Below are 26,518 nucleotides of genomic sequence, written 5' to 3' on the forward strand. Positions count from 1 at the left end.
AGTCTAGCCCGCCTGCAACGGTGAACGGCTGATCCGCTGTGCCAGTCCTGTTCCGATCACGGCTCCCAACACGATCACTCCGGGCAGCGCCGGCAATTCCGGCAAGGTAAAGGCGGCGAGCGTCAGCGTCAGCAACACGGCTGCCGCCGCCGCGGGATAGGACCAGTCACGGCCGCGATTACGTGCACCGGCCGTGAACGCAGCGATGCCCACGATCGTAACCGCGAGTGAAGTCCAGAACATGGCGGAACCGAACTGCGCGATCAAGGCTGCGGCACTGGTCGCCACCACGGGCCGCGTGGTCGCCCCTTGCCAGTCCATGTAGGTCGATGCCAGCGTTGCCGTGGTGCCGGCGCCGCCGCCGAGCGCGGGCAGGTCGGCGAGCAGATTGTGGGTCGACTGCACGAGTTCGGCCGGCGCGTGGACGAAGGCGATGGCAAGCGCCACGTCGGGATGACGGTTGGCGATCGCCGTTGCCAGCGCGATCAGCGCGATCGCAGCCGCAGCGGCAGCGCTGCTCCAGCGATGCAGATGAAGTTTTCGCGCGGCGAAGGTCATCAGGACGAGCGCGATGCCTGCAACGATCGCGATCGCGGCGCCGCGCCGCCCGTACCAGCAGGCGCTGGCAGCGCAGAACAGTGCGCTTGCGGCGAGCAGCCAGCGCAATCGCACCAACTGCGCCGCCGTGCGGCCGTCAGCATGTCCTCCCACGTCGAGCGCGCGCACAAGGCTGAGCGGAACGCCAATCAGAGTGACGACGAGGAATCCGTTTGCTGTCCCGTCGCGCCCAACGTCGGCCGCGCCGAGCCAGGCTTTGATCGGCTCGCTGTACAACAGCAGGATCAGGGTCGCGGCTACGGCCGTCGCTACGATGCTGCGGGTCACCATGTCGGCCCGGCGGGCATCGATCGCGATCGCCGCAGCAGTGACCATGACCGAGAGCAGCGACAGCCAGAGCAGCAGCGCGCCAAGGCTCGCGCCGGTGTCGATCGTGATGCTGCCGCTGAGCGATGCATCCAGTGTTTCGCCGGCGAACTTCCACACCGGATGCGCCCAGAACGGCAGCGGAAGCATCTGGACGATGATCCAGAGCATCGGCGCCAGGGCGACCGCAACGGCGGGCCCGGCAACCCGCTTCAGGAAAGACAGTTCACCTGGACGGATCGCCGTCAGGCTTGCCAGCAGCCCGAGCGACGTTGCTGCGCCGACCAGGCCAATGGCGAGCGATGCGTCGATGAAGCCCACCGGAATCGACGCCCCGATCAAGATGCAGATGAAAGCCGTGACGTTCCACACGGGAGGGGCAAATCCTTGGAAAACAGGTCCTGCGGAAGGTGAGAACGCAAGGCAGCGGGATGCCCCGGGCTCGCTGCGAGGTCAATCGAAATCGGATACGCACGGTGGGGCAGCGTTATGCCGCGTTAATGCGGGCGGCGCAGGGCGACGAGCGGCGTCGAGGTGCGGGTCCGGAGCCGCGGTGCGAAGGTGCTCGCGAGATATCCGCCCTGCAGCGATACCATGGCGGTGATCATGAGCAGCGCGGTCTCCGACCACAAGAGGCGCGCTACGCCGACGGCGGCCAGTAGCATGAGTTCCGCAAGCACGACCGGCACCAGCACCAGACAGTGCTGGCGCAGCCCGAGCACAGCGCCGCCGATCAAATTGCCAAGCAAAACAAATAACATAACCAAACCCTGCGCCCGCATATTATCGGGCCGGATCCTAGAGCATGTTGTTTTTTGCCGGAATCGGGATTCCCAGAAGGGACAATTTCTGATTCCAACTCCATGCTGGAACGGGGGCCAGCATGGATGACGCGACCCTATTCGGAAGATCTTCGTGAACTCGCTCTGGCGCGGGCTGACGCGGGCGAGACCGTGCGTTCGATTGCAGAAGCGCTTCAGATCAGTCCTTCCTGTGTGACAAAGTGGAAGAATCTGCGGCGGGAGACCGGAGGCGTTTCTCCCGGCAAGATCGGCGGTCACAAGAAGCCGGTTCTGTCCGGCACCGATGCCGACTGGCTGCGCAAACGCATTCGCTCCGGCCCATTCACTTTGCGGAAGCTGACGCAGGAACTGGCTGCGCGCGGGATCAAGACCGACGTGCGGGCAGTGTGGACGTTCGTCCATGCCGAAGGGCTGAGCTTCAAAAAAAACGATCCTGCCGGCCGAACAAGATCGTCCCGATATCGCGCGTAAACGGACGCGCTGGAAGACCCATCAGGGCAGGATCGACGCCTCGCGCCTGGTCTTTATCGACGAGACCTGGATCAAAACCAACATGGCGCCGCTGCGAGGCTGGGGACCGAGTGGGCAACGTCTCCAGGCGTCTGCGCCTTTCGGCCATTGGAAGACCATGACCTTCATCGCGGCGCTGCGCCACGACCGGATCAGCGCGCCATGGGTCATCGACGGCCCCATCAATGGCGAGCTCTTCACCCTCTATGTCGAGCAGGTGCTGGCGCCGACCCTCGCAAAGGGTGAACTCGTCATTCTCGACAATCTCGGCAGTCACAAGGGCAAGGCGGCGCGCAACGCCATCCGCGCCACAGGCGCCCATCTGCTCTTCCTGCCGCCCTATAGCCCCGACCTCAATCCGATCGAGCAGGTCTTCGCCAAGCTCAAACACCTGATGCGAGCCGCGCAGCCGCGTGATGTCGAAGCGACTTGGCGCAAGGTCGGCGAACTCCTCGACGTCTTCTCCAAGGAGGAGTGCGCCAACTATCTCAAAAATTCAGGTACGTTTCCGTATAAACACATCATGCTCTAAGCCGGGGTTAAACCGGTCGGCGCGGTGCCGGCCGGCGTTGGAGTAGCCAACGGTTTTGTTAATCGAATAACATTCAGAACGGGCGCAGGTCGCCGTAACTGTAGGTGGCCCAGTAGTCGCGGCCGCCATACGGCCCATAGGCGCCATAGAGCGGCGCGCAGGAATAGCGATCCGGGCAACCGTGCCAGCAGACCCGCTTCCACTGGCAGACATCGCCATGACAATATTGCAGCCGCTGGCAGTTACGGCCGACGCGCTGCACGACGCGTGGAGCAGGAGAAGTACCCAATTCCCCGGCAAAAACGCCAGATCCGCCAAGAGAGCAGCCGAGAGAACCGCCAAACAAGGCGACAGTTCCCAGTACGATCGCCAGCGGCCTCATGCGAGCCATCGAACCCTCAATCGGTTAACTGAAACCATCTCGTTCACAGATAATCGGAACATCACACGAAATCAAAGCCGGAGTGAGGTCACGCGGGCCGTTGCCTCACGGCGGCGCGCCGGTGTCGCTGAATTGCCTCACCTTGTTAACATTATTTATCAATTGCAGTGCACTATATCACGTAATCTTGTGATTATGATAGTCGGCGTGTTACGGCACGGCCGGAGCATTTTAAATGTCGCGTGCGAATTTCATTCGAGCAATGTTATTGCTTGCGGCCGCCTGCTGGGTCGGCGGTTGCCATTACATGCCGACCAACGGTCCGACGAGCTCTGATGTCGTCGCCGGGCAGCGGGATCCGGAAAGCCTGCCCTACGCGATGGTCAAGATCACGCCGCAGGTCGAGAACGTGCTGGCGTCATTCGCGCCGCAACTCGCCGGCGGCATTCAAGGCCCGCCGCCCAAGGACATCCGTTTCGGTATCGGCGACGTCGTCAGCGTCACGATCTTCGAGGCCGCCGCCGGCGGTCTGTTCATTCCGGCCGAGGCCGGCGTGCGTCCCGGCAACTACATCACGCTGCCGAACCAGAACGTCGATACCGACGGCAACATCTCGGTGCCCTATGCCGGCGCGATCCGCGCCAAGAACCGCACCCCGACCGAGGTGCAGCGCTCGATCGTCGATGCGCTGAAGAACCGCGCGATCGAGCCGCAGGCCGTGGTCGCCCTGATCGAGCAGCGCACCTCGCTGATCTCTGTGCTCGGCGAGGTCAACACACCTAACCGCTTCCCCGCCAACGCCGCGGGCGAGCGCGTGCTCGACGCCATCACGCGCGCCGGTGGCCCGAAGGGGCAGGGCTTCGATACCTGGGTGATGCTGGAGCGCGACGGCAAGCGCACCACGGTGCCGTTCGGCCAGCTGGTTTACGAGCCCAAGAGCAACATCTATGCGCATCCGGGCGACACCATCTATGTCTACCGCGAGCCGCAGACCTTCGTCGCCTTCGGCGCGTCGGGCGCGCAGGGCCAGTTCAATTTCGAGGCCTGGCGCATCTCGCTCGCCGAAGCGGTCGCCAAGGCGGGCGGCCTGAACGACTCTTCGGCCGATCCGGCCTCGGTGTTCGTCTATCGCGGCGAGCTGCCGGAAGTGGCGGCCAAGCTTGGCGTCGACGTCAGCAAATATTCAGGGCCGATCATCCCGGTCGTCTACAACATCAATTTCCGCGATCCGGCCGGCTATTTCCTGGCCACGCGTTTCCAGTTGCGCAACAAGGACGTGCTTTATGCATCGAACGCGGCATCTGTCGAGGACGCCAAGCTCATGCAGCAGATCCGCCTCGTCACCGCAACGGTGAACGATCCGATCGTGGCCGCCTACAACGCAACTTTGCTTCGTAATTCGATCAAGCTTGCGCCCTGATACTCGGGCGTGAGCCGGCGCGGCCGGCTTCATGACACGTTTGCGATTAGCTTCCGGCTCGGGCGAGGCGACGGCACTGCCGTTGCCCGTGCGCTGGTCGTCGTGGCTGTTCTGCGCCGTCGTCGCGCTGGCGCCGCTGCCGCTCGGCTCGGTCGGGGTCGTCGCGCCGGCGATCTGGTCGATTCTGCTCGGCGTCGCGCTGCTCGGGGTGTTGCCGATGCCGTTGCGCGGCAGCCAGCTTGCAATCCTCTCGGTAACGGCGCTGCTGGCCGCGCTCGCCACGCTGGTGCTGCACGAGCAGTCGGCGGTGCGGCCCTGGTTGGGCGTGGCGCCGAACGCGCTGTGGGCAGAGGCCGGCAAGTTGCTGCCGGCCGAGCTTCCGCCCGCCGTGACGATCGCGCGCAACCAGCCGTTTTATTCCGCGAGCGTCGGGATCGTCTGCCTGCTCAGCTTTGCGATCGGGGTCGTGCTCGGTGCGAACCGCGTAGTGGCGCGCGGATTGCTGCGGGCGGTGGCCATTGCCGGCTTGGTCTACGCGATCCTCGGCGTCATCACTTTCGCGATCGATCCCACCCGGATCTTCCTGCTTCACGACAAGCAGGCCCATCTGGAGTGGCTGACGTCTCCCTTCGTCAACCGCAACACGGCGGCCATCTATTATGGCTGCTGTGCGCTGATCTGGCTGTTGTTCGGCTGCGAATTGATCGAGCGGCACTGGCCGTCGCACCGGGCAAGCCTGCCACGCCTGTTGGCGCGCCTCGATATGCCGGCACGGCGCCGGCTCGCCGGCCATGCGTTCGGCTGGCTCACTTGCCTGCTGGCGATGTTTCTGACCGGATCGCGCGGCGGCGTCGGGATCTCGTTGCTCGCTGCGGTCGCAGCTGTCGCGATCTTCTTTCGTAACCGGATGCCGCGTCGCTACGGCCTGATCATGGCGCTTTGCGTCGGCAGCCTGGTTGCGCTGGCGCTGCTGCACCTTCTCGGCGGCGGCGTCGGCGCGCGCTTCAGCACGATCGGCCTGTCGGATGAGGGACGGTTCTCGACCTATCGCGCGACGTTGCGGATGATCTGGGATCATCCCTGGCTCGGCGATGGTTTCGGGTCCTTCGAATGGGTCTATCCGGCCTATCGCACCGACGACATCTCGTTGCGCGGGACCTGGAACCGGGCCCACAACAGCTGGCTCGAGCTGGCGTCCGACGGCGGAATGTTAATGACCGGCGCGGTCATGATCGCGCTGCTCGGAGCCTTCGGGGTGCTCGCGCATGGCGTGCGGACCCGTCGCCGCGACGCGATCGTGCCGCTCGCGGCGCTCGGCGCGTCGACCGCCGGCGCACTCCATTCGATGATTGATTTCTCGCTCCAGATCACCGGCTATGCCGTTGTTATCGCCGCGATGCTCGGGGCGGGCCTGTCACAATCCTTCCGCTCCGGCAGGGGCGCCGGCAGTGCTCGCGGCGACAGGGACGCCTGTATTGCGGCCGGTTCGCCAGTTAACGCTGATTTCGCGCCTGAGCCCGGCGGCGCGGCCGGGCAGGGGTTTTAATTGGCGCGATAACTCTGACTATGCTAACGAACTGTTAGTATTCGTTAGGGAGATAGCGGTGTTCACATTTGAACGAACCGGCGGCTTTTCCGCCTTGCGCCTGGCGATATTGGCGATATTGGCGATGTTGGCGCTGGCGGCGCCCGGCGGCGCCGCGATGGCGGAACCGCCCGGCGGGCTGATCCAGCTCTCGCAGGCGGTCACGAATTTCAAGGCCAATCCGGAACAGTTACTGACCCAATATCCGAACGCCGGCGTGGAATTGACCTCGCGGGCGCGCGATTTCGCCCTCAACGATCCGACGTCGCTCGATCCGCTCGTTGCGCTGCTCGCCAAGGCCAGCAAGGACCAGAAGACCGCGATCGCCGCCGGCCTCGCCCAGGCCGCGCGCATCGTCGTGCGCAGCAATCAGCCCTACGCGACGCGCATTCAGCAGGCGATCGCCGACACCAAGGACCTCGACACCGTGATGGCGTTTGCCGCGGCGTCGGGTGATAGCGGCACCGCTGCGACCGGCGCCGGCGGCGCGGGCAGCGCCGGTGCATCCGGCGGCCAGACCAGCGCCCTCGGTGCCGGCGGCGCAGGCGGCGGCACGCTCGAGGCCATCAACGGCAACAGCGTGAACACCGGCATTTTCAGCTTTACCTCATCGGTTACCGGATCCGGCAACGGGACGACGGGTACGACTACCGGCGGCACCACGCTGCTTTCAACAGTTACTCCCTGAGCGGGCGTCCGATCCCCAATGGAGAACTCTCTGCAGCAACGCGCTTTGGTGTCGGCGGCGGGACGCTTCCCGGGATCACTGGAGGGCGCGAGGGCAGGGTGTATCCTGCCGGCGCGGCGATAGGACGAGATGCTTCAGCGTAACCAGATTTCGCCGTCTGTCGATCTGAGAAATCGTCCGGCCGAATTGCCGTCGCTGGCGGAGACCTTCGACGCCTTTGTCACCTATCTGCTCCGGCAGTACTGGGTGATCCTCGGGACGGCGGGCCTCTGCCTGTTCGGCGGCATCTGCTACCTGATGACGGCGGCCCCGAGCTATACCGCGCTCGCCACGATGATCATCGACACGCGCAAATTCCAGACCTTCCAGCAGCAATCGCCGGTGAGCGAGCTCCCGGTCGATTCCTCCGCGGTCGAGAGCCAGGTCGAAATCCTGAAATCCGAGAACGTGGCGCTCGCGGTGATCCGCGACCTCAAGCTCAACGAGGATCCGGAATTCATCGGCTCCAGGGCCGGCGCGGCGGGAGCCGTGCTCGATTTCGTATCCGGCCTGTTCGCCGGTAGCGCGCCGCCCAACGAGTTCGACCGGACTCGGCGCGCGGTCCGCACCTTCCAGAAGCAACTCGACGTCCGCCGCCGCGGCATGACCTATGTGATCGAGGTCTCTTTCCGCTCGCTCGATCCGGAACGCGCTGCGCAGATCGCCAACGGTGTTGCCGACGCCTACATCGTCGACCAGCTCGATTCCAAGTATCAGGCGACCCGCCGCGCCAGCGTCTGGCTGCAGGACCGCATCCAGGAGCTGCGCACGCAGGCATCCAATGCCGAGCGCGCGGTGCTCGACTACAAGAAGACCAACAACATCGTCACATCCAGCGGCAAGTTGCTCAACGAGCAGCAGCTCGGCGAGCTCAACACCCAGCTGGTCCATGTGAAGTCGCAGGTCACCGACGCCAAGGCCAAGCTCGACCGCATCGAGGCGGTGGTGAAGGGCGGCGTCGCCGACGCAACGGTTGCCGATACCCTGAACAACCAGGTCATCACCAAGCTGCGATCGCAGTATCTTGAGCTGGCCAACCGCGAGGCCGACTGGTCGTCGCGCTACGGCTACAATCACCTGGCCGCCGTCAATCTGCGCAACCAGATGCGCGAGATCCAATCGTCGATCATCGACGAGCTGAAGCGGCTCGCCGAAAGCTACAAGAGCGACTATGCGATCGCCCTGCAGCGTCAGACCGAGATCGAGCGCGCCGTTAACGAGTCGGTTTCGCAGTCGCAGTCCACCAACCAGGCGCAGGTCACGCTGCGCGAGCTCGAGAGCTCGGCCCAGACCTACCGCTCGCTCTATGACAATTTCCTGCAGCGCTACATGGAAAATGTGCAGCAGCAGTCGTTCCCGGTCAGCGAGGCGCGGGTGATCACGCGTGCCTCGCGTCCGCTCAGCAAGAGCCACCCGCAGACCTTGGTCGTGCTCGCGCTCTCGGCGCTCGGCGGCCTGATCGCCGGGCTCGGGCTCGGCGTGTTGCGTGACCTCTATGACCGGGTGTTCCGCACCGCTGAAATGGTCGAGACGATCCTCGACGCCGATTGCGTTGCCATCGTTCCTCGCCTCTCGCCAAGCCAGCTGAAGGCGCCGGTGGTCGTTCGTCCCAACCTGCCGGTCGGCGCGCGCATGATCCAGCGCGGCGATGAACCGGTGCTGTGGGCTGCAATCGATTCGCCGTTCTCACGGTTCTCGGAAGCAATTCGCTCGATCAAGGTCAATGCGGACCTCAACGTCACCAAGCCGTCGAAGATCCTCGGCCTGACCTCGGCGCTGCCCAACGAGGGCAAGTCGACGCTGGCCTTCGTGTTCGCGCAGCTGGTCGCACAGAGCGGGGCACGCGTGCTCCTGGTCGATTGCGACCTGCGCAATCCCTCGCTCAGCCGCAAGGTCGCCGCGAGCGCCGAGCGCGGCATTCTCGACGTCCTGTCGAACAATGCGACATTGCAGGACACGTTGTGGCGCGATCCCGAGACCGGCCTTGCCTTCCTGCCCGGCGCCACACGGTCGCGCATCGCGCATTCGCACGAGGTGCTGGCCTCCGACCAGATGAAGGATTTCATCGACGGGGTCCGTAGCCATTATGATTACGTGATCGTCGACTTCCCGCCGCTGACGCCGGTGGTCGATGTCCGCATCACCGCGCACTTCGTCGATTCCTTCGTCTTCATCGTGGAATGGGGCAAGACCCAGGTGCAGGTGGTCGAGCGGGCGCTGCGCAGCGCGCGCGCGGTCAACGAGAACCTGCTCGGCGTCGTGCTCAACAAGGCCGATATCGCCGCGATGAGCCGCTATAGCGGCTACGGCGGCAAGAACTACTACTACAACTCGCATTATGGGCGATATGGCTACACCGAGTGAGACGCACGGTGCGATGCCCGGGCGTGCCGCCATCTGGCTTGCGCGCGGCTTCCTGGCCGCGGTCGCGTGCTCGTCGGTCGCCTGGGGCGCGACCACCTTGCCGGCCTTCGTGGCCCAGACGCGGCTGGATGGCGCCAGGGACCTGATCCTGCGCAACGTGCCGGTCAGCGATGCCGAGCTCGATGACCTCGGTCCGCTGTTGTCGCGCACCGCGGCGCGATCGGATTGCATGCCGGCGGTCGACCGCAGCGCGGCGGTGATCCGGCTGCGGCTCGCCGAGAACGCGCTCGCATCTGGCGATCGGGTGGACGACCGGATGGGCGAGCTCGACGCGGCCGTCCGCAAATCGCTCGGCTGCGCACCGGCCGATCCGTATCTCTGGCTGGTGCTATTCTGGCTGCGCAACACGAGGCAGGGCTTGAGCGACGCCAATTTCGACCTGCTGCGGATGTCTTACCGGCTCGGACCCAATGAGGGCTGGATCGTCGTCAAGCGCAGCGCGATGGCGCTCGCGATGCTCGATGCCCTGCCGCCCGATTTGTCGGGCGCGGTCGTTGCCGAGTTCGCACGTCTGGTGAAGACCGAATTGTACACCGAGGCGATCGATCTCTTGAAGGGCCCTGGCTGGCTGCACCGGGACAGGCTGCTGGCCGGCCTTGCGGCTGTCCCGCAACGGAACGTCGACATCCTGACCCGCACCATGGCCGACATTGGATACGATCTCGACCACCTCTCGCCGGCAGAGCGACGCGATCTGGAACGCAAATCGAACGTCCGCCTCGATGAGCTTGCCCGAATGCCGCCCGCAGCGATGGCTAGACCATGACGATGGAATTCAGCATCGGACAGCACAACGCGCATTATGAGGGCGTCTATTCGGCGCAGGAGCGCGACTGGCGCCGCGTCTGCGCGGTCGACAAGGCCGATCATATCGCCGGCTTGCTCGGCGCGTCCGCCTCCAGTGTCGGCAGTGTGCTCGAGGTCGGCTGCGGCACCGGCGCCGTGCTGGCGCGGCTGTCCGCGATCGGCATCGGCCGCGACTTCACTGGCATCGACGTCATCGATCCCGCAACCAATCTGGAGATCGACGGCGCCGCTTCAGCCCCGTTCCGCTGGTCGAGCTATGACGGTGCAACGATCCCGTTCGCCGACGGATCGTTCGACCTCGTCTATGCCAGCCACGTGCTCGAGCACGTGCCCGAGCCGCGCGCGTTCCTGCACAAGCTTGCCCGGGTGGCGCGGAATTTCATCTATCTCGAAGTGCCGTGCGAGCTGCATGCGCGGACCAATCGCCGGGCGCTGCAATCGACGCTCGACATCGGCCACATCAATTTCTACACGCCGGACACGTTTCGCCTGGTGCTGGAGACCGCGGGGCTCGATGTTGTCGGCTTCGGTACCTATGATCACAGCCTGCCGGTGCACGCCTTTTATTCATCGCGAGTCAAGGGGCTTGCCAAGAGCCTTGTGCGGAAGTCGCTGTTGTCGGTCAGCCCCGAGCTTGCGACCCGGCTTGCGACCTATCATTGCGGGGCGCTCTGCCGGCGCGCCGAGGCGGCGCCGCCGCCGCGGGACCGATAAGCCATGGCGCCGCGCGTGGTCGTCTTCAACAACATGATCACACCCTACACCAACCGGCTCTACAACGCGCTGGTTGACCGTGGGCTCAATCTCGCGGTGCTGTCCTGTACCGCGCAGGAGGCCGATCGCTCCTGGGCGGGATCGTTCACGCCGCGCTACGCGACGCGCACGGTGCCCGGTGTCTCGATCCCGCTGTCGCGGTCGCGTTACACCCATCTCAATATCGGGATCGGGCGCGCCTTGAACGCGCTCGCGCCCGACCTGCTGTTCGTCAACGGGCTTTATCCCTCGATGTTGGCCGGCGCGGCATGGGCGCGCGCCAACGGCAGGGCGCTTGCGTTGACGATCGACGGCTGGCGCGAGACGATGCCCAACACGGCCTATCATCGCCTGGCGCGGCCATGGCTGCTGCGCCAGTGCGACGCGGTCGTGTGCTGCAGCGACAAGGGCAGGGCGTATTTTCGTGGCGAGCGTGTCGGCGACGACGATCTGTTCGTGGTGCCGCTGGTGCCGGCATGGGATCCGCCGGACACCGTCCCGGGTTTCAACGACCGTCCATTTCACCTGCTCTGGTGCGCCCGCATCAACGACGACGCCAAGAACGCGATCTTCTTCGAGAGCGCCGCCATCGCGCTCGGCCGGGTCTTGCCCGGCTTAAGGGTTCGCGTGGTCGGGTCCGGCGCTGCCGAGCAGCGCATGCTGGCGCGGCTCGGGGGCGCCGGCATCGATGTCAGCCACGACAGCCATGTGCCGTGGCAGGCAATATCGGAGGTCTATCTGCAATCGCGGTTGTTGCTGCTGCCCTCGTTGCTGGAACCGTGGGGTCTGGTGTGCAACGAGGCCTTGCAGTGTGGGGTTCCTTGCCTGGTGTCGCCCCATGTCGGGGCGGGCGGCGAGTTGGTGCGCGACCAGGTTAATGGCCATGTTTGTGCGCTCGATGAGCAGCTCTGGGTCGACGCGGCGCGCGGCCTGCTCGAGCATCCCGCGCGCTGGGAGGCGATGTCGCGGCATGCCCGGCAGAGCGTGCGAAAGGACGCACTTGCCGACGCCGCGGCGCGCCTTGCGGCCGCGGTCGATCATCTCTTAGCCCGGCAGGAAGCCGTTCAATGATCGGCAGATGGTGGTTTCGAACCGAGGTCTTTCTGCACGCTTATCTGGTGATGGTGCTCGGCTGCATCTATTTCCTGTTCAATTTCATCGAGGGCATCTCGTTCGCGGAACGGGCCGGGGAGTCCACGCTGTTCCGCGGCGCGTGGCTGCTGCTTTACATCTTGCTGTTGCTGCACGTTGCGGTCGATCGGAAGCGTTTCGGCCTGCTGATGCTGCAATCGCATCTCTACCTGACGTTCATTGCCTTCGCGCTGGTGTCGCTGGCGCTGAGCGCCGACGCCGCGGGCGCGTCGATCAAGTTCGCGATGTATCTCCTGACCACGCTGTTCTCGGCATGGGTCGTGATCAGCTGCCCCGTCGATCGGCTCGTCGACACCCTGTTCCGGATCGGAATCGCGGTGCTGATCGTTCACGTCCTGCTGTTTCCGGTGATCGGCTCGCAATGGGACTACGACCCGCTGCATCGGCCGACCGTGCTCGGGACCCAGGCCTATGCCGGCGTGTTCGGCCAGCAAGAATCTCGCGGGCGCCTTCTTCGGTCTCATGGTGCTGATCTGTTTCGTCCGCATGCTGGCGGGGCCGCGGCGGCAGTTCGGCTGGTCGCTGTTGCTGATGGGGTGTCATCTCTTTGCGCTCGCCGCGGCCGGCGCCGCAGGACCGCTGATCAGCATGTTGACGGCACTCGCCGTGACTTTCGGGCTGCTGCTGGTGGTGCTTGGCCGCAGGGGAGCTGCCTCAATCTACTGGCTCGGCCTCGCCTTTGTTGCGCTGGTCATGTTCGCCGTGCCGAGCGACGAGTTGTACGGGCTGGTCGGCCGCAGTGGAAACCTGACCGGCCGCTCGTTCCTCTGGGCGGTCTGGCCGCATTTCTTCTGGCAACACCCCTGGCTCGGCTACGGCTTCTCCGGGTTCTTCAACGAACTGCCGAACTCGCCCGTGAACGAGCTGACGAGCATGGCGCCATGGAACACCGAGTTCGGCTCGTTCGAGAATTCCTATCTCGATGCTTTCCTCCAGTTCGGCCTGCTCGGCGGCGCGTTCTATATGCTGCTGCTGGCGCGGGCGCTATGGAACACCATCGTCTTCACCTTCGAGCGGCGCGGGATGTACTGGCTGGCGCCGTTCGCGATGCTGCTGTTCGTCGTGATCGCGTCAGCCAACGATTCGAGTCAGCTGCTGCACAACTATTTTGGCTGCGTGCTGGTGTTCTGGTGCTATTTCGGCCCGGAGGCCAGGCTGCAAATGGCGCCGCGGCGGGCGTTCACCAGACTGGGTGTGAGTGAGGCGTGAGTGTGTTGACCGACAGGTTGGATCGCGTGGCCGCCCAGACCAGGGTAGTCGGAGCCGTGAGCGGAGCGCTCCGCCGGCTGCGGCGCGCCGGGGGCAATGTCGCGCTCGGCCTGATCGATCAGGCCCTGCTCAGCGGCTCGGCCTTCGTGCTGACGATCGTGCTGGCGAATGTGCTCGATATCAATTCATTCGGCCAATTCAGCGTCGCCTGGTCGTTCTCGATCCTGATCGAGGCGGTGTTTCTGCGCGGCTTGTTCGACGATGGGCTGCCGGCGACCGCGCATCGCATCCCGAAATCGCGGTGGCCGCAACTGCGGCTCGGCCTCTATCTGTCGTCGCTGCTGCTCTCGGCGGCGCTTGGCCTGCTGCTGGTGATTGCCGGCCTCGTGATCGGTGCGGTCGGCGGCGTCGCGGGCGGGCTCGTGATCGCAACCGGGCTCGCGATCCCGGCGGTTCGGCTGCAAAGCATGTTCCGCCGCATCTGCTATCTCGATGGGCGGCTGGCCCGCGCGGTGGCGTCGTCGCTGACCTATTGCGCGGCGCTCGTCGTCTCGGCCGGGCTGATGATCACGCTCAAGCTGACCGGCGCTGCCGCCGCGATGGCGTGCATCGCGATCTCCGCGGCACTCGCCGGCAGCCTGTTGCTCGCTCACACCAGCGACCTGGCCTGGCCGCAGACCCGGATCTTCCGCGGCTCGCTGCGACGGCTGTTTCGGAACGGCCGCTGGTTCGTCGCGACCTCGCTCACCTATTGGATCGGCAGTATCGGGCTGATCCCGGTTTGCGGCTTCCTGATCGGGCTGGACGCGAGCGCGTCGCTGCGGATCCTGCTGTTGGCGTTCGCACCGCTCAGCCAGTTCTGCGCGACGATGTTCTCGGTCCGCCTGCCGGAAATCGCAGCCGAGCTGCGCGCCGGCCGGCGCAGTGCGGTCGCCGCTGCTGCGCGCGAAAATGCCGTGCTGCTCGGCTCGATCGCGCTCGCCTATGGCGCGATGGTCGTGCTGCTCGGTCAGCGCATGCTCGCGCTTGTCATTCACGGCCAGAGTTACGAGATCGGGGCCGGCAGCATCGCCTTGATGGGGACAGCGATGGCGCTCGACGCGGTGTGGCTTGGCCTCGCGCTGCCGCTGTTTGCGACCGGCAGGCCGCAGCGGTTCATGCTGAGCCGGATCGCTGGCCTCGTCGCGCTGTGCTGCGTTCTGCCGCTTGCGGCGGAAGCCTGGCAGGTGATGGGAGCGGTAGCGGCGATGGTGGCCTCCAGCGCGGCTTCGGTGATCGTGGTCGTGCTGACCAATTCGGTGCGGGAGAAGACATGACCGACGACGCACCCGGCCGCGCGCTGCAGCGGCTGCATATCGGCGCCTTCAATTGCGGAATCGAGGGCTGGATCAACACCGACATCACGATGCATCTGTGGATCGCGCGGGTGCCGCTCGCGGCGAAAGCGTTGCATCTCGCCGGCCTGCTGAGCGCCGCCCGCTATGCCGAGCACCGCCAGGGGAAGTTTGCCGCGCTCCGCTACATGGATCTGACCAAGCCGTTGCCGTTCGCGGATGGCAGCCTCGCGGCGGTGTTCAGCGCACATGTTTTCGAACATCTGTTTCCTGACGAGGTCGAGCGGCTGGCGCGCGAGATCGCGCGGGTGTTGGCGCCGGGCGGGGTATGCCGTATCGTCGTCCCCGACATGGAAAGGATCGTCGCGCTCTACGATCCGGCAGCGCCAGCAGGCCTTCCTCAAGGGCGTGTTCGAGATCGAGCGCCGCAAGGAGGCCGCCTTCGCGCATCACTGGGGCTTTACGCGCGCCTCCCTCGCGGCGCTGTTCCGCGACGCGGGCTGTTCCGAGACCCACACCCGGGCCTATCGCGAAGGCATCTGCCCCGACATCGACCGGCTCGACAACCGGCCGGACGAGTCGATCTTCTTTGAGGCGATCAAGTGAGCGGAAGCAGGGAGCCGATATGCCGTTGCGTGAAGAATTGCGCGTGCCGTGCTAGACCGACGCAACCGGTAGCAGGAGACTGACATTGCTGGGCGCAATTCAAGCCCGATTTTCCGGTGCAGCGCGCAAGCGGCGCGGCGAGTTCCTCGTCCGCACCGTGAACCTGCCGCTCGACGCAAAGATCCTCGATCTCGGCGGCGGCACCGGCCGGCACATTCGCGCGGTTCTGCCCCGCCATACCGACATCACCGTCTGCGACATTTCGGGCGACGATTTGAAGGCCGCGCGCGAGCGCTTCGGGTTCAAGACTGTCCTGCTGCAGGAGACCGAACGCCTGCCGTTCAACGATCAGGCATTCGACTTCTGCTTCTGCTCGTCGGTGATCGAGCATGTTACCGGGCCCAAGCAGCACGTCGTGACGATCGAGGACGACACGGCATTCCGGACTATCGCGCGCGAGCACCAGAATCGCTTTGCCGGCGAGATCGCGCGGGTCGCGAGGTCGTTTTACGTGCAGACGCCGTATCGGTACTTTCCGATCGAGAGCCATACCTGGCTGCCCGGAATCATCGTCCTGTTGCCGAGGCGACAGCAAATCGCACTGATCGAAAGGTTTAACCGCTTCTGGTTCAAGCGGACCGCGCCCGACTGGCACCTGTTCGACGGGCGCGAGATGACGGAGACATTCCCGGACGCGAAGATCTATCGCGAGCGATATCTCGGCATGACCAAGTCGCTGATGGCGATCAAGGCGTGAGGCAGGCATCTGCCCGCCGCATCAATCGTCGCGGCGGGCGAGCATATTGATCAGCGTGCCGACCGCGGGCCGGCGATCGAGCGCCGGCGGGAGCGGCGAGCCGCCAAAGCTGACGCCGAGCATTGTGAGACCATGTTGTCGCAGCAGGCCCTGCATGACGGCCGGCGTGGTGTCGAATTTGGAAAAGGCGAGGTAGCGGAACAGCGGCCGCGAAGACACGCGCGACGAAGCCGCATGTGCGAGCTTGTAGCCCTGGCGCAACAGCGATCCGCGATTGGGCACCGAGACCAGCAAAAGCCCGCCGGGCCTGAGCACGCGATGGATCTGGGCGAGGCACTGCGCCACGTCGGGGACATATTCCAGCACGCTCGCGCAGAGCACGCCGTCGAAGGATCGATCCGCAAACGGCAGGTTTGCGATGGTCGGAATCTGCCGGAACGCGAGCCGGTCGGCCGGAGCGCCGTCCGCGGGGCGGTCGCGTGCAGCTGCAATCATCTCCGACGAGGCGTCGACGCCGGTAACGTTGCAGCCGCACGCGGCGAGCAGACGGGAGAGCGTTCCGGTGCCGCAACCTGCATCCAGCCAACGCTGGCCATTGAGGTCCGCGTTCCCGATCAGATCGAACATCGCGGCGGTGCGCGCCTTGAAGGTGCGGCTCTGATGCAGCCTCTCCCATTCCGACGAGATCTCGTCGTGAAAGCGGATTTCGGGTCGGTCGCGGGTCTGGGCCATGGTAGCCGCGGTGTTCCCTACCAGTGGAAGCCGCTCACTTTGGCGCGCACCTCTCGGGGCAGTCCAATGTCCGACAGTTCCAGCACCACCTGATCGGGCCGGGTTGCCTTCAGTGCCGCAACGAAGCGCGGATCGGCCGTCGTCAGCACGATGATGTCGGCCCATTCGATCGTCGCCGTCACATCGTCATGCAGCAAACCGACCAGCTCAGGGTTGCGCATCAGGAATTCCCGGTTGGCGCCGATCAGTTGCGACAGCTGCACGTTCGGGTCGTAGATCCGGATGTCGCGCTGCTCACCGCGCAAGCTTTTGACCAGCTCGACGAAGGGGCTGTCGCGGACATCGTCGGTGCCGGCCTTGAAGCTGATGCCGAGGAACGCGATGCGGCGGCCGTCATGCGACAGGATCCAGTCGGCGCCGCGCGACATGATCATGTCGTTGCTTGGCAGGATGCTTTCGAGCACCGGCGTCGACAGTCCACGGCTGTGCGCGAGGTGCTTTAGCGCCTTGACGTCCTTGGGCAGGCAGGAGCCGCCGAAGGCAAAACCCGGCCGCAAATAGGCAGGCGAGATGTTGAGCCTGGTGTCCTGCAGGAAGATGTTCACGACGTCGCGGCCGTCGATGCCGAGCGTCTTTGCGATGGTGCCGATCTCGTTGGCAAAGCTGACCTTCAGCGCATGCCAGCTGTTGTCGACATATTTGACCAGTTCGGCGGTCTCTACCGGCGGCGTGATCTTGGCGCCCGGCAAATCCTTGTAGAGCGCCATGACGCGGTCGGCGGTTTCCTGGTTGAAGGCACCGACCACGGTCTTGGACGGCGCGTTGAAATCCGCAATCGCGCTGCCTTCGCGCAGGAACTCCGGATTGAAGGCGAGGTCGAAATCGCGTCCGATCTTGTTGCCGGAGGCTTCCTCGATCAGCGGCCCGACGGTGTCGCGGGTGGTGCCGGGCAGCACGGTGGAGCGGATCGTCACGGTATGCGGCGCGTTCTTCGCGCGCAGCCCGCGGCCGATCTCGATAGCGACCTGCCGGATCGCGGTCAGGTCGAGATTGCCGTTGCCGGACGACGGCGTGCCGACGCAGACCATCGATATGTCGCTGTTGACGATCGCCTCGGTGGCGTCGGTGGTTGCGGTCAACTGACCCGTTGCAACCGCGTGCGCCACCTTGTCCGAGATGCCCGGCTCGATGACCGGCGATCGACCCTCGCGGATCAGGTCGACCTTCGCGATGCTCTTGTCGACGCCGATGATCTGGTGGCCGAGCTCGGTGAAACAGGCCGCGCAGACCGTTCCGACATAGCCAAGGCCGAAAATGCTGACGTTCATGCCTCGACCTTCGACAATCCAGCGACCTGCGCGTGGCCGCGTCGTGTTTTGCGTGAGTGAGGCGGCGGGGCGTTCAACGCGATGCCCGCCCGGCAGCTGCATTGGCGCTGACGCCGGGCGCCTGCGAGGTCGACCGCTCCGCGGTGGCGGTCGCGCGTGGGGCGCGGCTCTGCCAGGGAAGCTTCCTGGCGAACAACGCCTCGTAGGCGGCGAGCAGCTTCGGCTCCTCATGCGTCCAGGACAATTCGCGCTCGACGCGCCTGCGGCCAAAGGCCCCCATCGTCTGCCGCAGCGCCGGATTATCGATCAGCGTGATGATCTTGCCGGCGAAATCCTGCGGGTCGTTCTTCGCCGCATAGAGCGAGGCGTCGAGCGCGGAGCGCCGGCCTTCGCGAACCTCGAACTGAACGATCGGCCGTCCGAGCGCCATGTACTCCATGATCTTGTTCATGGTGGAGACGTCGTTCATCGGCGTGACGCGATCCGGATTGACGCAGACATCTGCGGTCGAGAGCATCGTGAACAGCGCGTCATCCGCGACGGCGCCGGTGAAGTTCACGTAGTCGGAGAGCTGCATCTCCGCGCAGAGCTTGACCACCGCATTCCACTCCGGCCCGGTGCCGGCGATGTTGAACTGGATGTCGGTACGGCCGAGATCGTGCACGATGTGGCCAATCGATTGCAGCAGGAGATCGATGCCTTCCGACTGGCCGATCACGCCGACATAGCCGACGCTGTAGCGCCGGCCGCGGCGCCAAGCCGGATCGGCGGGGCGGGAGCGCACCCGTTCGAGATTGGGGCCTGAGCGCACCACGAAGACCCGGTTGGCCGGCATCCGGCCACGGGTGATCGCGATCTCGCGATAGGATTCGTTGGTCGCGATCGAGATGCTTGCGGTCTTGAAGGTGAGATATTCGACCAGCCGGAGCAGATGCCAGAAGAAATCCCTGCGGCCGAATTTTGCTTCGTAGAGCTCGGGATTGACGTCGTGATGATCGAACACGAAGCGCTTGCCGCCGAGCTTGAACAGCAGGCCGATCAGGAAGATCAGGTCGGGCGGATTGCAGCCATGGATCACGTCGAAGCCGTGCTTCCACGCGACCTTGATCGCAAGCCACGTCTCCCAGAACAGTGCGACCGGATATTCGATGAGATAGGCGGCGATCCCGCGCGCTTCCACCGGCATCGGATGACGGTAAATGTGAATGCCGTCGAGGCACTCGTAGGATTCGGTATGGCCGCGGCCCTTCGGGCAGATCACCGAAACTTCATAGCCTGCCTTGCGCAGCGACGTTGCCTCGCACCACACCCTGCGATCGAAAGGAACCGGAAGGTTCTCGACGATGATCAGGATCCGCCGCGGTGATGGTTCAGCTCTCGACATCTGCGATGATCTATACCATTGACCTAACAACATCACAATCTGACTAACATCGGCATTAACATGCGTAGCTTCCATTTTGCAAATCCCGCCGCGGATGTGACGGCGACGAGACACCGACATGGCAGGTAGAGTGAGGGATTGGGCACAAAGGGCGTCGATCGCGCTGGTTTTGAGTGCGCTGGCGCCGCTGGCTCACAAATGGCCGCTGCAGTGGGCCGGTGCGGCGGCAAACGATGTGCTCAATGTGAGCCATGTGAACGTGGTGATCCCGCCGACGCTTTTCGGCATGACGATCAATGCGATCGGGCAGTCACAGCCATGGCCGGCGCTCAAGTTTGACGGCGTCCGCCTGTGGGGCGCGATCTACTGGGCGCAGATCAACCCGGCGCCCGGCATCTACAATTGGGCGCGCTTCGACGCCATTCTTGCGGCGGCGGAGCGCGAGCACGTCGAGATCGTCCTCAATCTCGCCTTCACGCCGCGTTGGGCCGCGTCGGTGAAGGATGCGCCGCCAGCATTCACGCCGGGCGCAAGCTCGCCGCCTGCCGATCTCACATCATGGGACGAATGGGTGCGTGCGGCCGTTACGCGCGCCGCCGGCCGCATCAAATACTGGGAAATCTGGAACGAGCCCGAGGATCCCAAATATTACTCGGGCGATATCGCGACCATGGTCCAGATGCAGAAACGGGCCTACGAAATCATCAAGGCCAGCGATCCCGCCCTAACTGTGCTGACGCCGTCGTCCAACGGCACGCCGGACGGCTATCGCTGGCAACAGGCCTTCATGGCGCAAGGCGGCGGACAATATGCCGATGTCTTCGCCTTCCACGGCTATACGAGCGAACCCGAAGCGGTGATCGGAATCATCGCCCGCTTCAAGCAGATCCTCGCCGCGCACGATCTCTCCACAAGGCCGATCTGGGACACCGAGGCCGGCTGGTCGTCCCACGAGGACAACCCGGATGGCTTTCTGGCGCGCGCCTATATCCTGAAATGGATCAGCGGTGTCGACCGGTTCTATTGGTACGAGTTCGCCGGCGGGGGCAGCGACTTCGGCAAATTGTGGGACCGGGCGCGCGGGGCTGCTTCCGAGCGGAATTGCCTATCGCACGGTCCAGTCATGGTTGGTCGGCGCCAGCGTCGTGGCGGCAGGCAGGACGTCGCCGTCGACCTGGCGCGTCGAACTCCGCATGCCGGATGGCCGCAACGGCTTGATCCTCTGGACCACCAAGGGGCGGTCCGTACATCGGGTCGACCCGCGTTTTAGCCGTTACCAGGGCCTGGACGGCGGCGAAGGAGCTGTCGCCAACGGTGAGGTCGAGATCTCGCCCAAACCGGTCCTGTTGCTGGAATGATAACGATGTTAAACCCTCGGCGATGAGATAACGATGACGATGTTCCCGGCTTCGTTGCGGGCGGCGGGCGCGATACAACGGGCACTGTTAACTTGAGGCGATTGATCCGACCGTGAAGCAGATCGCGCAGAACTATAAGAGCGGCGAGCTCAAGCTGATCGACGTGCCGGCGCCGCGCTGCCGCCCCGGTGGGGTTTTGGTGCGCACGGCATTTTCGGCGGTGTCGACCGGCACCGAGATGATGAAATTCACCGAAGGCCGGCTGTCGCTGCTCGGCAAGGCGCGTGCGCGCCCCGATCAGGTTGCCAAGGTGGTGCGCTCGGTCCGCCAGCAGGGATTGCTTGCGACCTATCAGAAGGTGATGAACCGGCTCGATTCCTACACGCCGCTCGGTTATTCGCTGTCGGGCACCGTCGTGGAGGTGGGCGAGGGGGTCGGCGGTTTCTCGGTCGGAGCGCGGGTCTGCTGCGGCGGCAATCAATATGCAACCCATGCTGAACTTAATTGGGTGCCGGTGAACCTCTGCGTGCCGCTGCCAGACGGTGCAGCGCTCGACCAGGCCGCGTTCACGACGATCGCCTCGATCGCGCTACAGGCTATGCGCCAGTCGGAAATCGGTTTCGGTGAGACCGCCTGCGTGATCGGCCTCGGACTGATCGGGCAGATCATGGTGCGCCTGCTACGCAGCGCCGGTGTCGTGGTCGTCGGGCTCGACAGGCTGGAGCCGCGCTGTCGTCAGGCGGAGGCGGCGGGCGCCGCAATCTGCGCGGTCGCATCTGATGATGCTGCGGCCGGGTTTCGCGCCCGGATCGACCAGCTGACCGCGGGCAACGGTGTCGATTGCGTGTTCATCACGGCGGGCAGCGACGATCCGGATCTCGCGTCGCGTTCGGCCGCGTTGCTGCGCGACCGCGGCCGCATCGTCGACATCGGCAAATGCACGCTGAACCTGCCGTGGAACGAATTCTACGACAAGGAACTCGACGTTCGATTCTCGCGCTCCTACGGCCCCGGCCGCTACGATCCGCTCTACGAGGAGGGCGGCATCGACTATCCGATCGGCCATGTGCGCTGGACCGAGAAGCGCAACATGGAGGCGATCGTCGCTCTGCTCGCCGATGGGCGGCTAGATTTTTCGTCGCTGATTTCCGAAGTGGTGCCGCTGGAGCAGGCAACGTCGGCATTCGAGCGCATGAGCCGGGGCGAGGTTGGTCTCGGCATGGTGTTCGCCTATCCGGACGCCGCTCCCCGCGCGATGCAGATGGTCTATCGTCCGGCCGTTGCGCTGCGCAGCGGCCGGGTCCGGCTCGGCGTCATCGGCGCGGGCAATTATGCCTCCAGCATGTTGTTGCCGCAGCTTGCAAATCACGCGCGCGTCGATCTCGTCGAGGTCGCCACTAACACCGGCCTGAGCGGCGCCACCGCGGTGCGCAAGTTCGGCTTCGCGCGTGCCTCGACGGATGCGGCCTCGGTGCTCGAGGCCGACGACATCGATGCCGTGCTGATCGCAACGCGCCATGCCTCCCACGCCGACCTCGCGACCCAAGCACTGTGCGCCGGCAAGGCGGTGTTTGTCGAGAAGCCGCTCGCGATCGACACAAGCTCGCTCGATCAGTTGGAGCAGGTGATCCGCGAGACCGGCAACAACAGGCTGATGGTCGGCTTCAATCGCCGCTTCTCGCCGCTGCTGCAGGGCATGCGCGCGGCGTTCGCGCCGGTGGGACCGCAGGCGCTGCAATATCGCGTGATCGCCGGCCCGCTGGAGAAAACATCCTGGTATCTGCAGGCCGAGAGCGAGGGCAGCCGCTTCGTCGGCGAGGGCGGCCATTTCATCGACGTATTGTCCTGGTGGCTCGGCGCCGAGCCGGTGCGCGTCTCGGCGCGTACCGTGGGCAAGGACGTCGACAATCTCGTCGCCACGTTCGATTTTTCCGACGGCTCGGTTGCGAGCCTCAGCTATCTCACTGGCGGCGATCCGCGTGTGCCGAAGGAGGCGCTCGAAATATCGGCAAGCACCGGCTTTGCCGCCTTCGACAATTTCGCGGGCTTCGAGGTCTGGCACGCCGGACAGCGGACCGCGAAGAAGGCGCGGCTCGACAAGGGGCAGCGGCCGATGCTGGATGCCTTCATCGCCGCGGTCGCATCGGGGGCCGCGATGCCGATCGGGCCCGAATCGCTGCTTGCGACCACCCGCGCAACGCTCGCGGTGCAGGAGAGCGCCGCCGGCCGGGATGCCGGTCGATCTAACGATCGGCGCAGCAGAGCAGGGCGTCGCGCGCGCATCGACCGGCGTGAGATGAATCCGGCCTGGTATCTGCGCAGGCTGCAGCGCATGGAGCCGTCCGAGCTTGCGGGCCGGGTGAACGATCAGCTGCTGCGCCTGCTCTGGCGCATCACGCCGCCCGATGTCGCACGGCACGCCAGCGCCCGGCTTGTCCCGGGCCCGCGGCAGCCGCGGCTGAAGCTGCTGCCTTTGCCGGCGCACGCTCCGCAGCAGGCCACCGAGCGGCTGATCCATGCTGCCGACCGGATTCTCGCCGGACATTGGCAGGTCTTCGCCAGAGATCATGATGCTTTGGGCGAGCGGCCGGACTGGTTCGTCGATGTCCGCAGCGGCAAGCGGGCGCCCGCTGACGTGTACGCGTTTGCGGTGCCCTATCGCGACGAAGCCGCGGTCGGGAACATCAAATACATCTGGGAGCCGTCGCGTCACCACCATCTCACGGTGCTCGCATCGGCGTATTACCTGACCTCGGACGAACGCTACGCCAGGCGCGTGGCCGCGCATCTCACAAGCTGGTGGCGCGAAAATCCGTTTCCGCGCGGCCCGCACTGGATCAGCGGCATCGAGCTCGGCGTGCGGCTGATCTCGTGGGCCTGGGTGCGCCAGCTGCTACAGAACTGGCCCGGCGCGCCTGCGCTGTTCGACGACAATGACCAGTTCCTGACGCAGCTCTATGCGCACCAATACTGGCTGTCGCAGATCCCGAGCCGTGGCTCCTCCGCCAACAACCACATCATCGCGGAGGCTGCCGGGCAGTTTGCGGCGGCCTGTGTGTTTCCCTTTTTCCGCGACAGCGCGCTGTGGCGCCAGAATGCCGCCAGGACGCTGGCAGACGAGGCTGTTGCGCAAACCTTCGCCTGCGGCAGCAATCGTGAGCTCGCGACCGATTATCACGGCTTTGTCCTCGAACTGCTGCTGGCCGCGGCAGTGCAGGGCGAAGCGTCCGGGCACCAGCTGGGCGACATGGTCTGGACCACGATGTGCCGCATGAGCGACGTCATCGCCGCGATGCTCGACGACCGCGCGCGTCCTCCGCGTCAGGGTGATGGCGACGAGGGCATTGGCCTGCTGCTCGACGATCACGCCGGCAATCGCTGGCTCGGTTTGCTCGGCACCGGCGCGCGCCTGTTCGGCGATCTGCCGTGGTGGCCCAAGCTGCCGGAGCCCGATCTGCGCACGTTTTTTCTGACCGACGGCATCAAGGCGCGTGCGATCGCCGCGCGGCCCGCGCGCCGCCCGCATTTGCTTGATGAGGCGGGACAGACCTTTCTCGTCGATGCCGACCGAGCGGTGTGGTGCCGCTGCGATCACGGCCCGCATGGCTTCGGCCGCATTGCGGGGCATGCGCATGCGGATGCGCTGTCGCTCGAATGCCGGATCGGCGGCGTCGATATCCTCGCCGACCCCGGCACCTATTGCTATCACGGCGATCCGCGATGGCGGGCCTATTTCCGTTCCACGCTGGCGCACAACACGCTCTGTCTGTTCGGGAGCGACCAGTCGGTGTCGGGCGGGCCGTTTCTGTGGACGCGGCATGCGCAGAGCCGGCTGATTGCGTCGAGTGGCCTGGACGATCGTGATGCGGACGCAAGCTGGGTCGCGGAGCATTCGGGATATCAGGACACAGCAGATCGTCTCGTGCATCGCCGTTCGGTGCAATTGCAGCGTCAGGCGGCGCGGCTCGTCGTCACCGATATTGTGCTTGCCGATGAGGGGCTTGCGGTGCCGGCGAGCCTCAGCTGGCATCTTGGTCCCGACGTCGAATGCAAGCTCGAAGGACGAATTGCGCAGCTGTCATGGCCCGGCGGACACGGCGAGCTCGAGCTACCGGCGGCGCTTAGCTGGACAGTGTATCGCGGTGACGAAACCGTGCCGGCCGGCTGGTATTCGCCGTCGTTCGATCTCAAGGTGCCGGCGACGACGCTGATCGGTTCCGGAACGCTGGCCGCCGGCCAAAGCCTGGTGACGGAGCTGCGTTGGTTTCCCGAGCCGGCACGCCGATCATGAAGATACTGGTCGCTCACAACCGGTATCAGGGGGGCCGCGGCGGCGAGGACGTCGTGTTCGAGGCCGAAGTCGATTTGTTGCGCGGCGCAGGACACAGTGTTGAGACGCTCACGGTCAGCAACGAGGCGATCAATTCGCTTGCCGCGCGGATCGCGACGACGCTGTCGATCGCCGATAATGCGGAGGGAAAACGGGCCGTCGCGGAGGCGCTCGACCGCTTTCGTCCCGACATCGTCCACGTCCACAATTTTTTTCCGCTGCTCTCGCCCGCCGTGTTCGATGTCTGCCGGCAACAGCGCGTGCCTGCGGTAGTGACGCTGCACAATTATCGCACCATCTGCACCGGTGGCATGTTGCTGCGCGACGGCCGTATCTGCCACAAGTGCCTGGACCGCGGCCATCTCTGGGGCGTCGCCCATCGCTGCTACCGCGGATCGCTGCCGGGCTCGCTGGCCTCGGCCCACATGATCGCGCGGCACCAGCGTCGCGGCACCTGGACGCGTCCCGGTCTGCGCCTGATTGCGCTGACGCAGTTTGCCCGAACGTTGTTCACGCAGGCCGGCTTCGATGCCGGCCGGATCGACGTGAAGCCGAACTTCATGGCCGATCCGGGTGCACCCGATCCGGCGATGCCGCGCACAGGGCTGCTCTATGTCGGACGGCTGAGCCGCGAGAAGGGCGTCGGCGTGTTGCTCGACGCTGTTGCGGGGACCGGCATGCCCTTGCGGATCGTCGGTGAAGGACCAGAGCGCGCTGCGCTCGAAGCTCGGGCGCCCGCCAATGTCAGGTTCCTCGGCGCGCTCTCGCGTGCAGACGTGCTTCGGGAGATGGCGAGTGCCCGGGCGCTGGTCGTGCCGTCGCTATGGTACGAGGGATTTCCGATGGTCGTGGTCGAAGCCTTCGCGCAGGGTACGCCGGTGATCGCATCCGAGATCGGCGGACTTGCCGAGGTGGTGAGCGCCGGCAAGACCGGCGCTCTGGTGCCGCCGGGCGATACGGCAGGGCTCAGACAGCGGATTGTTGAGCTTCTGGGCGCGCCCGATCTCGCAACGGCATGGGGGCAGGCTGCACGGACCGCCTATCTCGATCGTTACGCGCCGGACGAGAATCTGCGGCTGCTCGAGGCCATCTACGCGCGTGCCGCCGCTGGATGATTGCCGCAGACGGTTGCTTCGCGCGTAATCGGGCTCCGTCTTGCCGTTGCCGCGCTCTTGTCCCTAACGGGTTCCGACGAATCTGATGTTAATTTGTTATATCGGATGCTTGAACCCGCCTCCTCCGGCTTTGGGCGAGCGGCTCAATTACCCCGATTCTACGATCGATTCCCCGGTTTTTGTCCGCTTGACGCTCGCAGCCTGCAACCAGAACCCGGCATAACGCCGCTCGCGTGCCGGCCGGTTGTGATGTTTGACGCTTTTCTGAAAAAGCTCTCACGCGGCGCAGAAATATTTTTTCAGATCAGAAAATCGCGTCGAAGCGCGCGCAAAGGCTGCGAAATTC

22 protein-coding genes are annotated in these 26,518 nt (G+C 65.0%); 15 read left to right on the forward strand and 7 right to left on the reverse strand.

What is annotated here, in order from left to right:
* Positions 1 to 3: 3 nt before the first annotated feature.
* Together ACVWW1_RS45050 and ACVWW1_RS45055 are read right to left on the reverse strand one after the other, a co-directional pair.
* Positions 4 to 1,296: a hypothetical protein gene (locus ACVWW1_RS45050; RefSeq protein WP_456660312.1), complete on the reverse strand. Its 1,293-nt coding sequence runs from the start codon at positions 1,294 to 1,296 to the stop codon at positions 4 to 6.
* A gap of 125 nt (positions 1,297 to 1,421) precedes the next feature.
* Complete coding sequence (locus tag ACVWW1_RS45055; protein WP_176532497.1) at positions 1,422 to 1,685, reverse strand: hypothetical protein; 264 nt, start codon at positions 1,683 to 1,685, stop codon at positions 1,422 to 1,424.
* Between the two features lie 126 nt (positions 1,686 to 1,811).
* On the opposite strand from ACVWW1_RS45055, the gene ACVWW1_RS45060 reads away from it, so the two are divergent.
* A protein-coding gene (locus tag ACVWW1_RS45060; protein WP_456660313.1) for an IS630 family transposase occupies positions 1,812 to 2,769 on the forward strand; the annotation gives its coding sequence in 2 pieces (ribosomal slippage) (positions 1,812 to 2,147 and positions 2,149 to 2,769; 957 coding nt in all).
* A 73-nt stretch (positions 2,770 to 2,842) separates the two neighbouring features.
* Here the strand turns inward: ACVWW1_RS45060 and ACVWW1_RS45065 are convergent.
* On the reverse strand, positions 2,843 to 3,031 hold the full coding sequence (locus ACVWW1_RS45065; protein WP_456660314.1) for a hypothetical protein: 189 nt from the start codon (positions 3,029 to 3,031) through the stop codon (positions 2,843 to 2,845).
* 355 nt (positions 3,032 to 3,386) lie between these two features.
* Between ACVWW1_RS45065 and ACVWW1_RS45070 the strand changes: the two genes are divergently transcribed.
* The 7 genes from ACVWW1_RS45070 (at position 3,387) to ACVWW1_RS45100 (ending at position 11,938) form a co-directional block, all read left to right on the forward strand.
* Positions 3,387 to 4,571 (forward strand): polysaccharide biosynthesis/export family protein, encoded by a 1,185-nt coding sequence (locus tag ACVWW1_RS45070; protein WP_456660315.1) that lies wholly within the window; start codon positions 3,387 to 3,389, stop codon positions 4,569 to 4,571.
* Between the two features lie 31 nt (positions 4,572 to 4,602).
* Entirely contained in the window at positions 4,603 to 6,117 is a 1,515-nt protein-coding gene (locus ACVWW1_RS45075) for an O-antigen ligase family protein (RefSeq protein WP_456660316.1), read from the forward strand.
* A complete protein-coding gene (locus ACVWW1_RS45080) occupies positions 6,047 to 6,844 on the forward strand; it encodes a hypothetical protein (RefSeq protein WP_456660317.1) in 798 nt (265 codons plus the stop codon). Before ACVWW1_RS45075 ends, ACVWW1_RS45080 begins: the two co-directional genes overlap by 71 nt.
* A gap of 129 nt (positions 6,845 to 6,973) precedes the next feature.
* Positions 6,974 to 9,247, forward strand: coding sequence for a polysaccharide biosynthesis tyrosine autokinase (locus ACVWW1_RS45085; RefSeq protein WP_456660318.1), 2,274 nt, complete (start codon positions 6,974 to 6,976; stop codon positions 9,245 to 9,247).
* Positions 9,231 to 10,073, forward strand: coding sequence for a hypothetical protein (locus ACVWW1_RS45090; protein ID WP_456660319.1), 843 nt, complete (start codon positions 9,231 to 9,233; stop codon positions 10,071 to 10,073). The genes ACVWW1_RS45085 and ACVWW1_RS45090 overlap by 17 nt, the downstream gene beginning before the upstream one ends.
* Positions 10,070 to 10,828, forward strand: coding sequence for a class I SAM-dependent methyltransferase (locus ACVWW1_RS45095; RefSeq protein ID WP_456660320.1), 759 nt, complete (start codon positions 10,070 to 10,072; stop codon positions 10,826 to 10,828). The genes ACVWW1_RS45090 and ACVWW1_RS45095 overlap by 4 nt, the downstream gene beginning before the upstream one ends.
* 3 nt (positions 10,829 to 10,831) lie before the next feature.
* Complete coding sequence (locus ACVWW1_RS45100) at positions 10,832 to 11,938, forward strand: glycosyltransferase family 4 protein (protein ID WP_456660321.1); 1,107 nt, start codon at positions 10,832 to 10,834, stop codon at positions 11,936 to 11,938.
* Here ACVWW1_RS45100 and ACVWW1_RS45105 read toward each other — a convergent pair.
* Positions 11,932 to 12,351 (reverse strand): hypothetical protein, encoded by a 420-nt coding sequence (locus tag ACVWW1_RS45105; RefSeq protein ID WP_456660322.1) that lies wholly within the window; start codon positions 12,349 to 12,351, stop codon positions 11,932 to 11,934. The genes ACVWW1_RS45100 and ACVWW1_RS45105 overlap by 7 nt on opposite strands.
* Before the next feature lie 79 nt (positions 12,352 to 12,430).
* On the opposite strand from ACVWW1_RS45105, the gene ACVWW1_RS45110 reads away from it, so the two are divergent.
* The 4 genes from ACVWW1_RS45110 (at position 12,431) to ACVWW1_RS45125 (ending at position 15,925) form a co-directional block, all read left to right on the forward strand.
* A complete protein-coding gene (locus ACVWW1_RS45110; protein ID WP_456660323.1) occupies positions 12,431 to 13,228 on the forward strand; it encodes an O-antigen ligase family protein in 798 nt (265 codons plus the stop codon).
* Positions 13,229 to 13,230: 2 nt separating this feature from the next.
* The gene (locus tag ACVWW1_RS45115) at positions 13,231 to 14,544 is read left to right on the forward strand and encodes a polysaccharide transporter (protein WP_456660818.1); all 1,314 of its coding nucleotides are present in this window, start codon (positions 13,231 to 13,233) and stop codon (positions 14,542 to 14,544) included.
* Positions 14,541 to 15,155: a class I SAM-dependent methyltransferase gene (locus ACVWW1_RS45120; RefSeq protein WP_456660324.1), complete on the forward strand. Its 615-nt coding sequence runs from the start codon at positions 14,541 to 14,543 to the stop codon at positions 15,153 to 15,155. Before ACVWW1_RS45115 ends, ACVWW1_RS45120 begins: the two co-directional genes overlap by 4 nt.
* A gap of 98 nt (positions 15,156 to 15,253) precedes the next feature.
* Entirely contained in the window at positions 15,254 to 15,925 is a 672-nt protein-coding gene (locus ACVWW1_RS45125; protein ID WP_456660325.1) for a class I SAM-dependent methyltransferase, read from the forward strand.
* A 21-nt stretch (positions 15,926 to 15,946) separates the two neighbouring features.
* Here the strand turns inward: ACVWW1_RS45125 and ACVWW1_RS45130 are convergent, their stop codons facing one another.
* From ACVWW1_RS45130 to ACVWW1_RS45140, 3 genes are all read right to left on the reverse strand, one after another.
* Entirely contained in the window at positions 15,947 to 16,657 is a 711-nt protein-coding gene (locus ACVWW1_RS45130; RefSeq protein WP_456660326.1) for a class I SAM-dependent methyltransferase, read from the reverse strand.
* Between the two features lie 17 nt (positions 16,658 to 16,674).
* Positions 16,675 to 17,985 carry a nucleotide sugar dehydrogenase gene (locus ACVWW1_RS45135; RefSeq protein ID WP_456660327.1) on the reverse strand — a complete coding sequence of 437 codons (1,311 nt, stop codon included), beginning with the start codon at positions 17,983 to 17,985 and terminating at the stop codon, positions 16,675 to 16,677.
* A gap of 73 nt (positions 17,986 to 18,058) precedes the next feature.
* Positions 18,059 to 19,369 (reverse strand): glycosyltransferase family 4 protein, encoded by a 1,311-nt coding sequence (locus ACVWW1_RS45140; protein WP_456660328.1) that lies wholly within the window; start codon positions 19,367 to 19,369, stop codon positions 18,059 to 18,061.
* A gap of 118 nt (positions 19,370 to 19,487) precedes the next feature.
* On the opposite strand from ACVWW1_RS45140, the gene ACVWW1_RS45145 reads away from it, so the two are divergent.
* From ACVWW1_RS45145 to ACVWW1_RS45155, 3 genes are all read left to right on the forward strand, one after another.
* Positions 19,488 to 20,639 carry a glycosyl hydrolase gene (locus ACVWW1_RS45145; protein ID WP_456660329.1) on the forward strand — a complete coding sequence of 384 codons (1,152 nt, stop codon included), beginning with the start codon at positions 19,488 to 19,490 and terminating at the stop codon, positions 20,637 to 20,639.
* A 200-nt stretch (positions 20,640 to 20,839) separates the two neighbouring features.
* A complete protein-coding gene (locus ACVWW1_RS45150; RefSeq protein WP_456660330.1) occupies positions 20,840 to 25,018 on the forward strand; it encodes a heparinase II/III domain-containing protein in 4,179 nt (1,392 codons plus the stop codon).
* Entirely contained in the window at positions 25,015 to 26,172 is a 1,158-nt protein-coding gene (locus ACVWW1_RS45155) for a glycosyltransferase family 4 protein (RefSeq protein WP_456660331.1), read from the forward strand. The genes ACVWW1_RS45150 and ACVWW1_RS45155 overlap by 4 nt, the downstream gene beginning before the upstream one ends.
* The last annotated feature ends 346 nt before the right edge of the window (positions 26,173 to 26,518 follow it).

It is taken from the genome of Bradyrhizobium sp. JR3.5, assembly GCF_054057015.1.

Coding starts and splice junctions, on each gene's coding strand:
- ACVWW1_RS45055 (WP_176532497.1), bottom strand. CDS start 1,685: ATGTTATTTGTTTTGCTTGGCAATTTGATCGGCGGCGCTGTGCTCGGG.
- ACVWW1_RS45070 (WP_456660315.1), top strand. CDS start 3,387: ATGTCGCGTGCGAATTTCATTCGAGCAATGTTATTGCTTGCGGCCGCC.
- ACVWW1_RS45075 (WP_456660316.1), top strand. CDS start 4,603: ATGACACGTTTGCGATTAGCTTCCGGCTCGGGCGAGGCGACGGCACTG.
- ACVWW1_RS45085 (WP_456660318.1), top strand. CDS start 6,974: ATGCTTCAGCGTAACCAGATTTCGCCGTCTGTCGATCTGAGAAATCGT.
- ACVWW1_RS45090 (WP_456660319.1), top strand. CDS start 9,231: ATGGCTACACCGAGTGAGACGCACGGTGCGATGCCCGGGCGTGCCGCC.
- ACVWW1_RS45095 (WP_456660320.1), top strand. CDS start 10,070: ATGACGATGGAATTCAGCATCGGACAGCACAACGCGCATTATGAGGGC.
- ACVWW1_RS45100 (WP_456660321.1), top strand. CDS start 10,832: ATGGCGCCGCGCGTGGTCGTCTTCAACAACATGATCACACCCTACACC.
- ACVWW1_RS45110 (WP_456660323.1), top strand. CDS start 12,431: ATGCCGGCGTGTTCGGCCAGCAAGAATCTCGCGGGCGCCTTCTTCGGT.
- ACVWW1_RS45120 (WP_456660324.1), top strand. CDS start 14,541: ATGACCGACGACGCACCCGGCCGCGCGCTGCAGCGGCTGCATATCGGC.
- ACVWW1_RS45130 (WP_456660326.1), bottom strand. CDS start 16,657: ATGGCCCAGACCCGCGACCGACCCGAAATCCGCTTTCACGACGAGATC.
- ACVWW1_RS45135 (WP_456660327.1), bottom strand. CDS start 17,985: ATGAACGTCAGCATTTTCGGCCTTGGCTATGTCGGAACGGTCTGCGCG.
- ACVWW1_RS45140 (WP_456660328.1), bottom strand. CDS start 19,369: ATGTCGAGAGCTGAACCATCACCGCGGCGGATCCTGATCATCGTCGAG.
- ACVWW1_RS45145 (WP_456660329.1), top strand. CDS start 19,488: ATGGCAGGTAGAGTGAGGGATTGGGCACAAAGGGCGTCGATCGCGCTG.
- ACVWW1_RS45155 (WP_456660331.1), top strand. CDS start 25,015: ATGAAGATACTGGTCGCTCACAACCGGTATCAGGGGGGCCGCGGCGGC.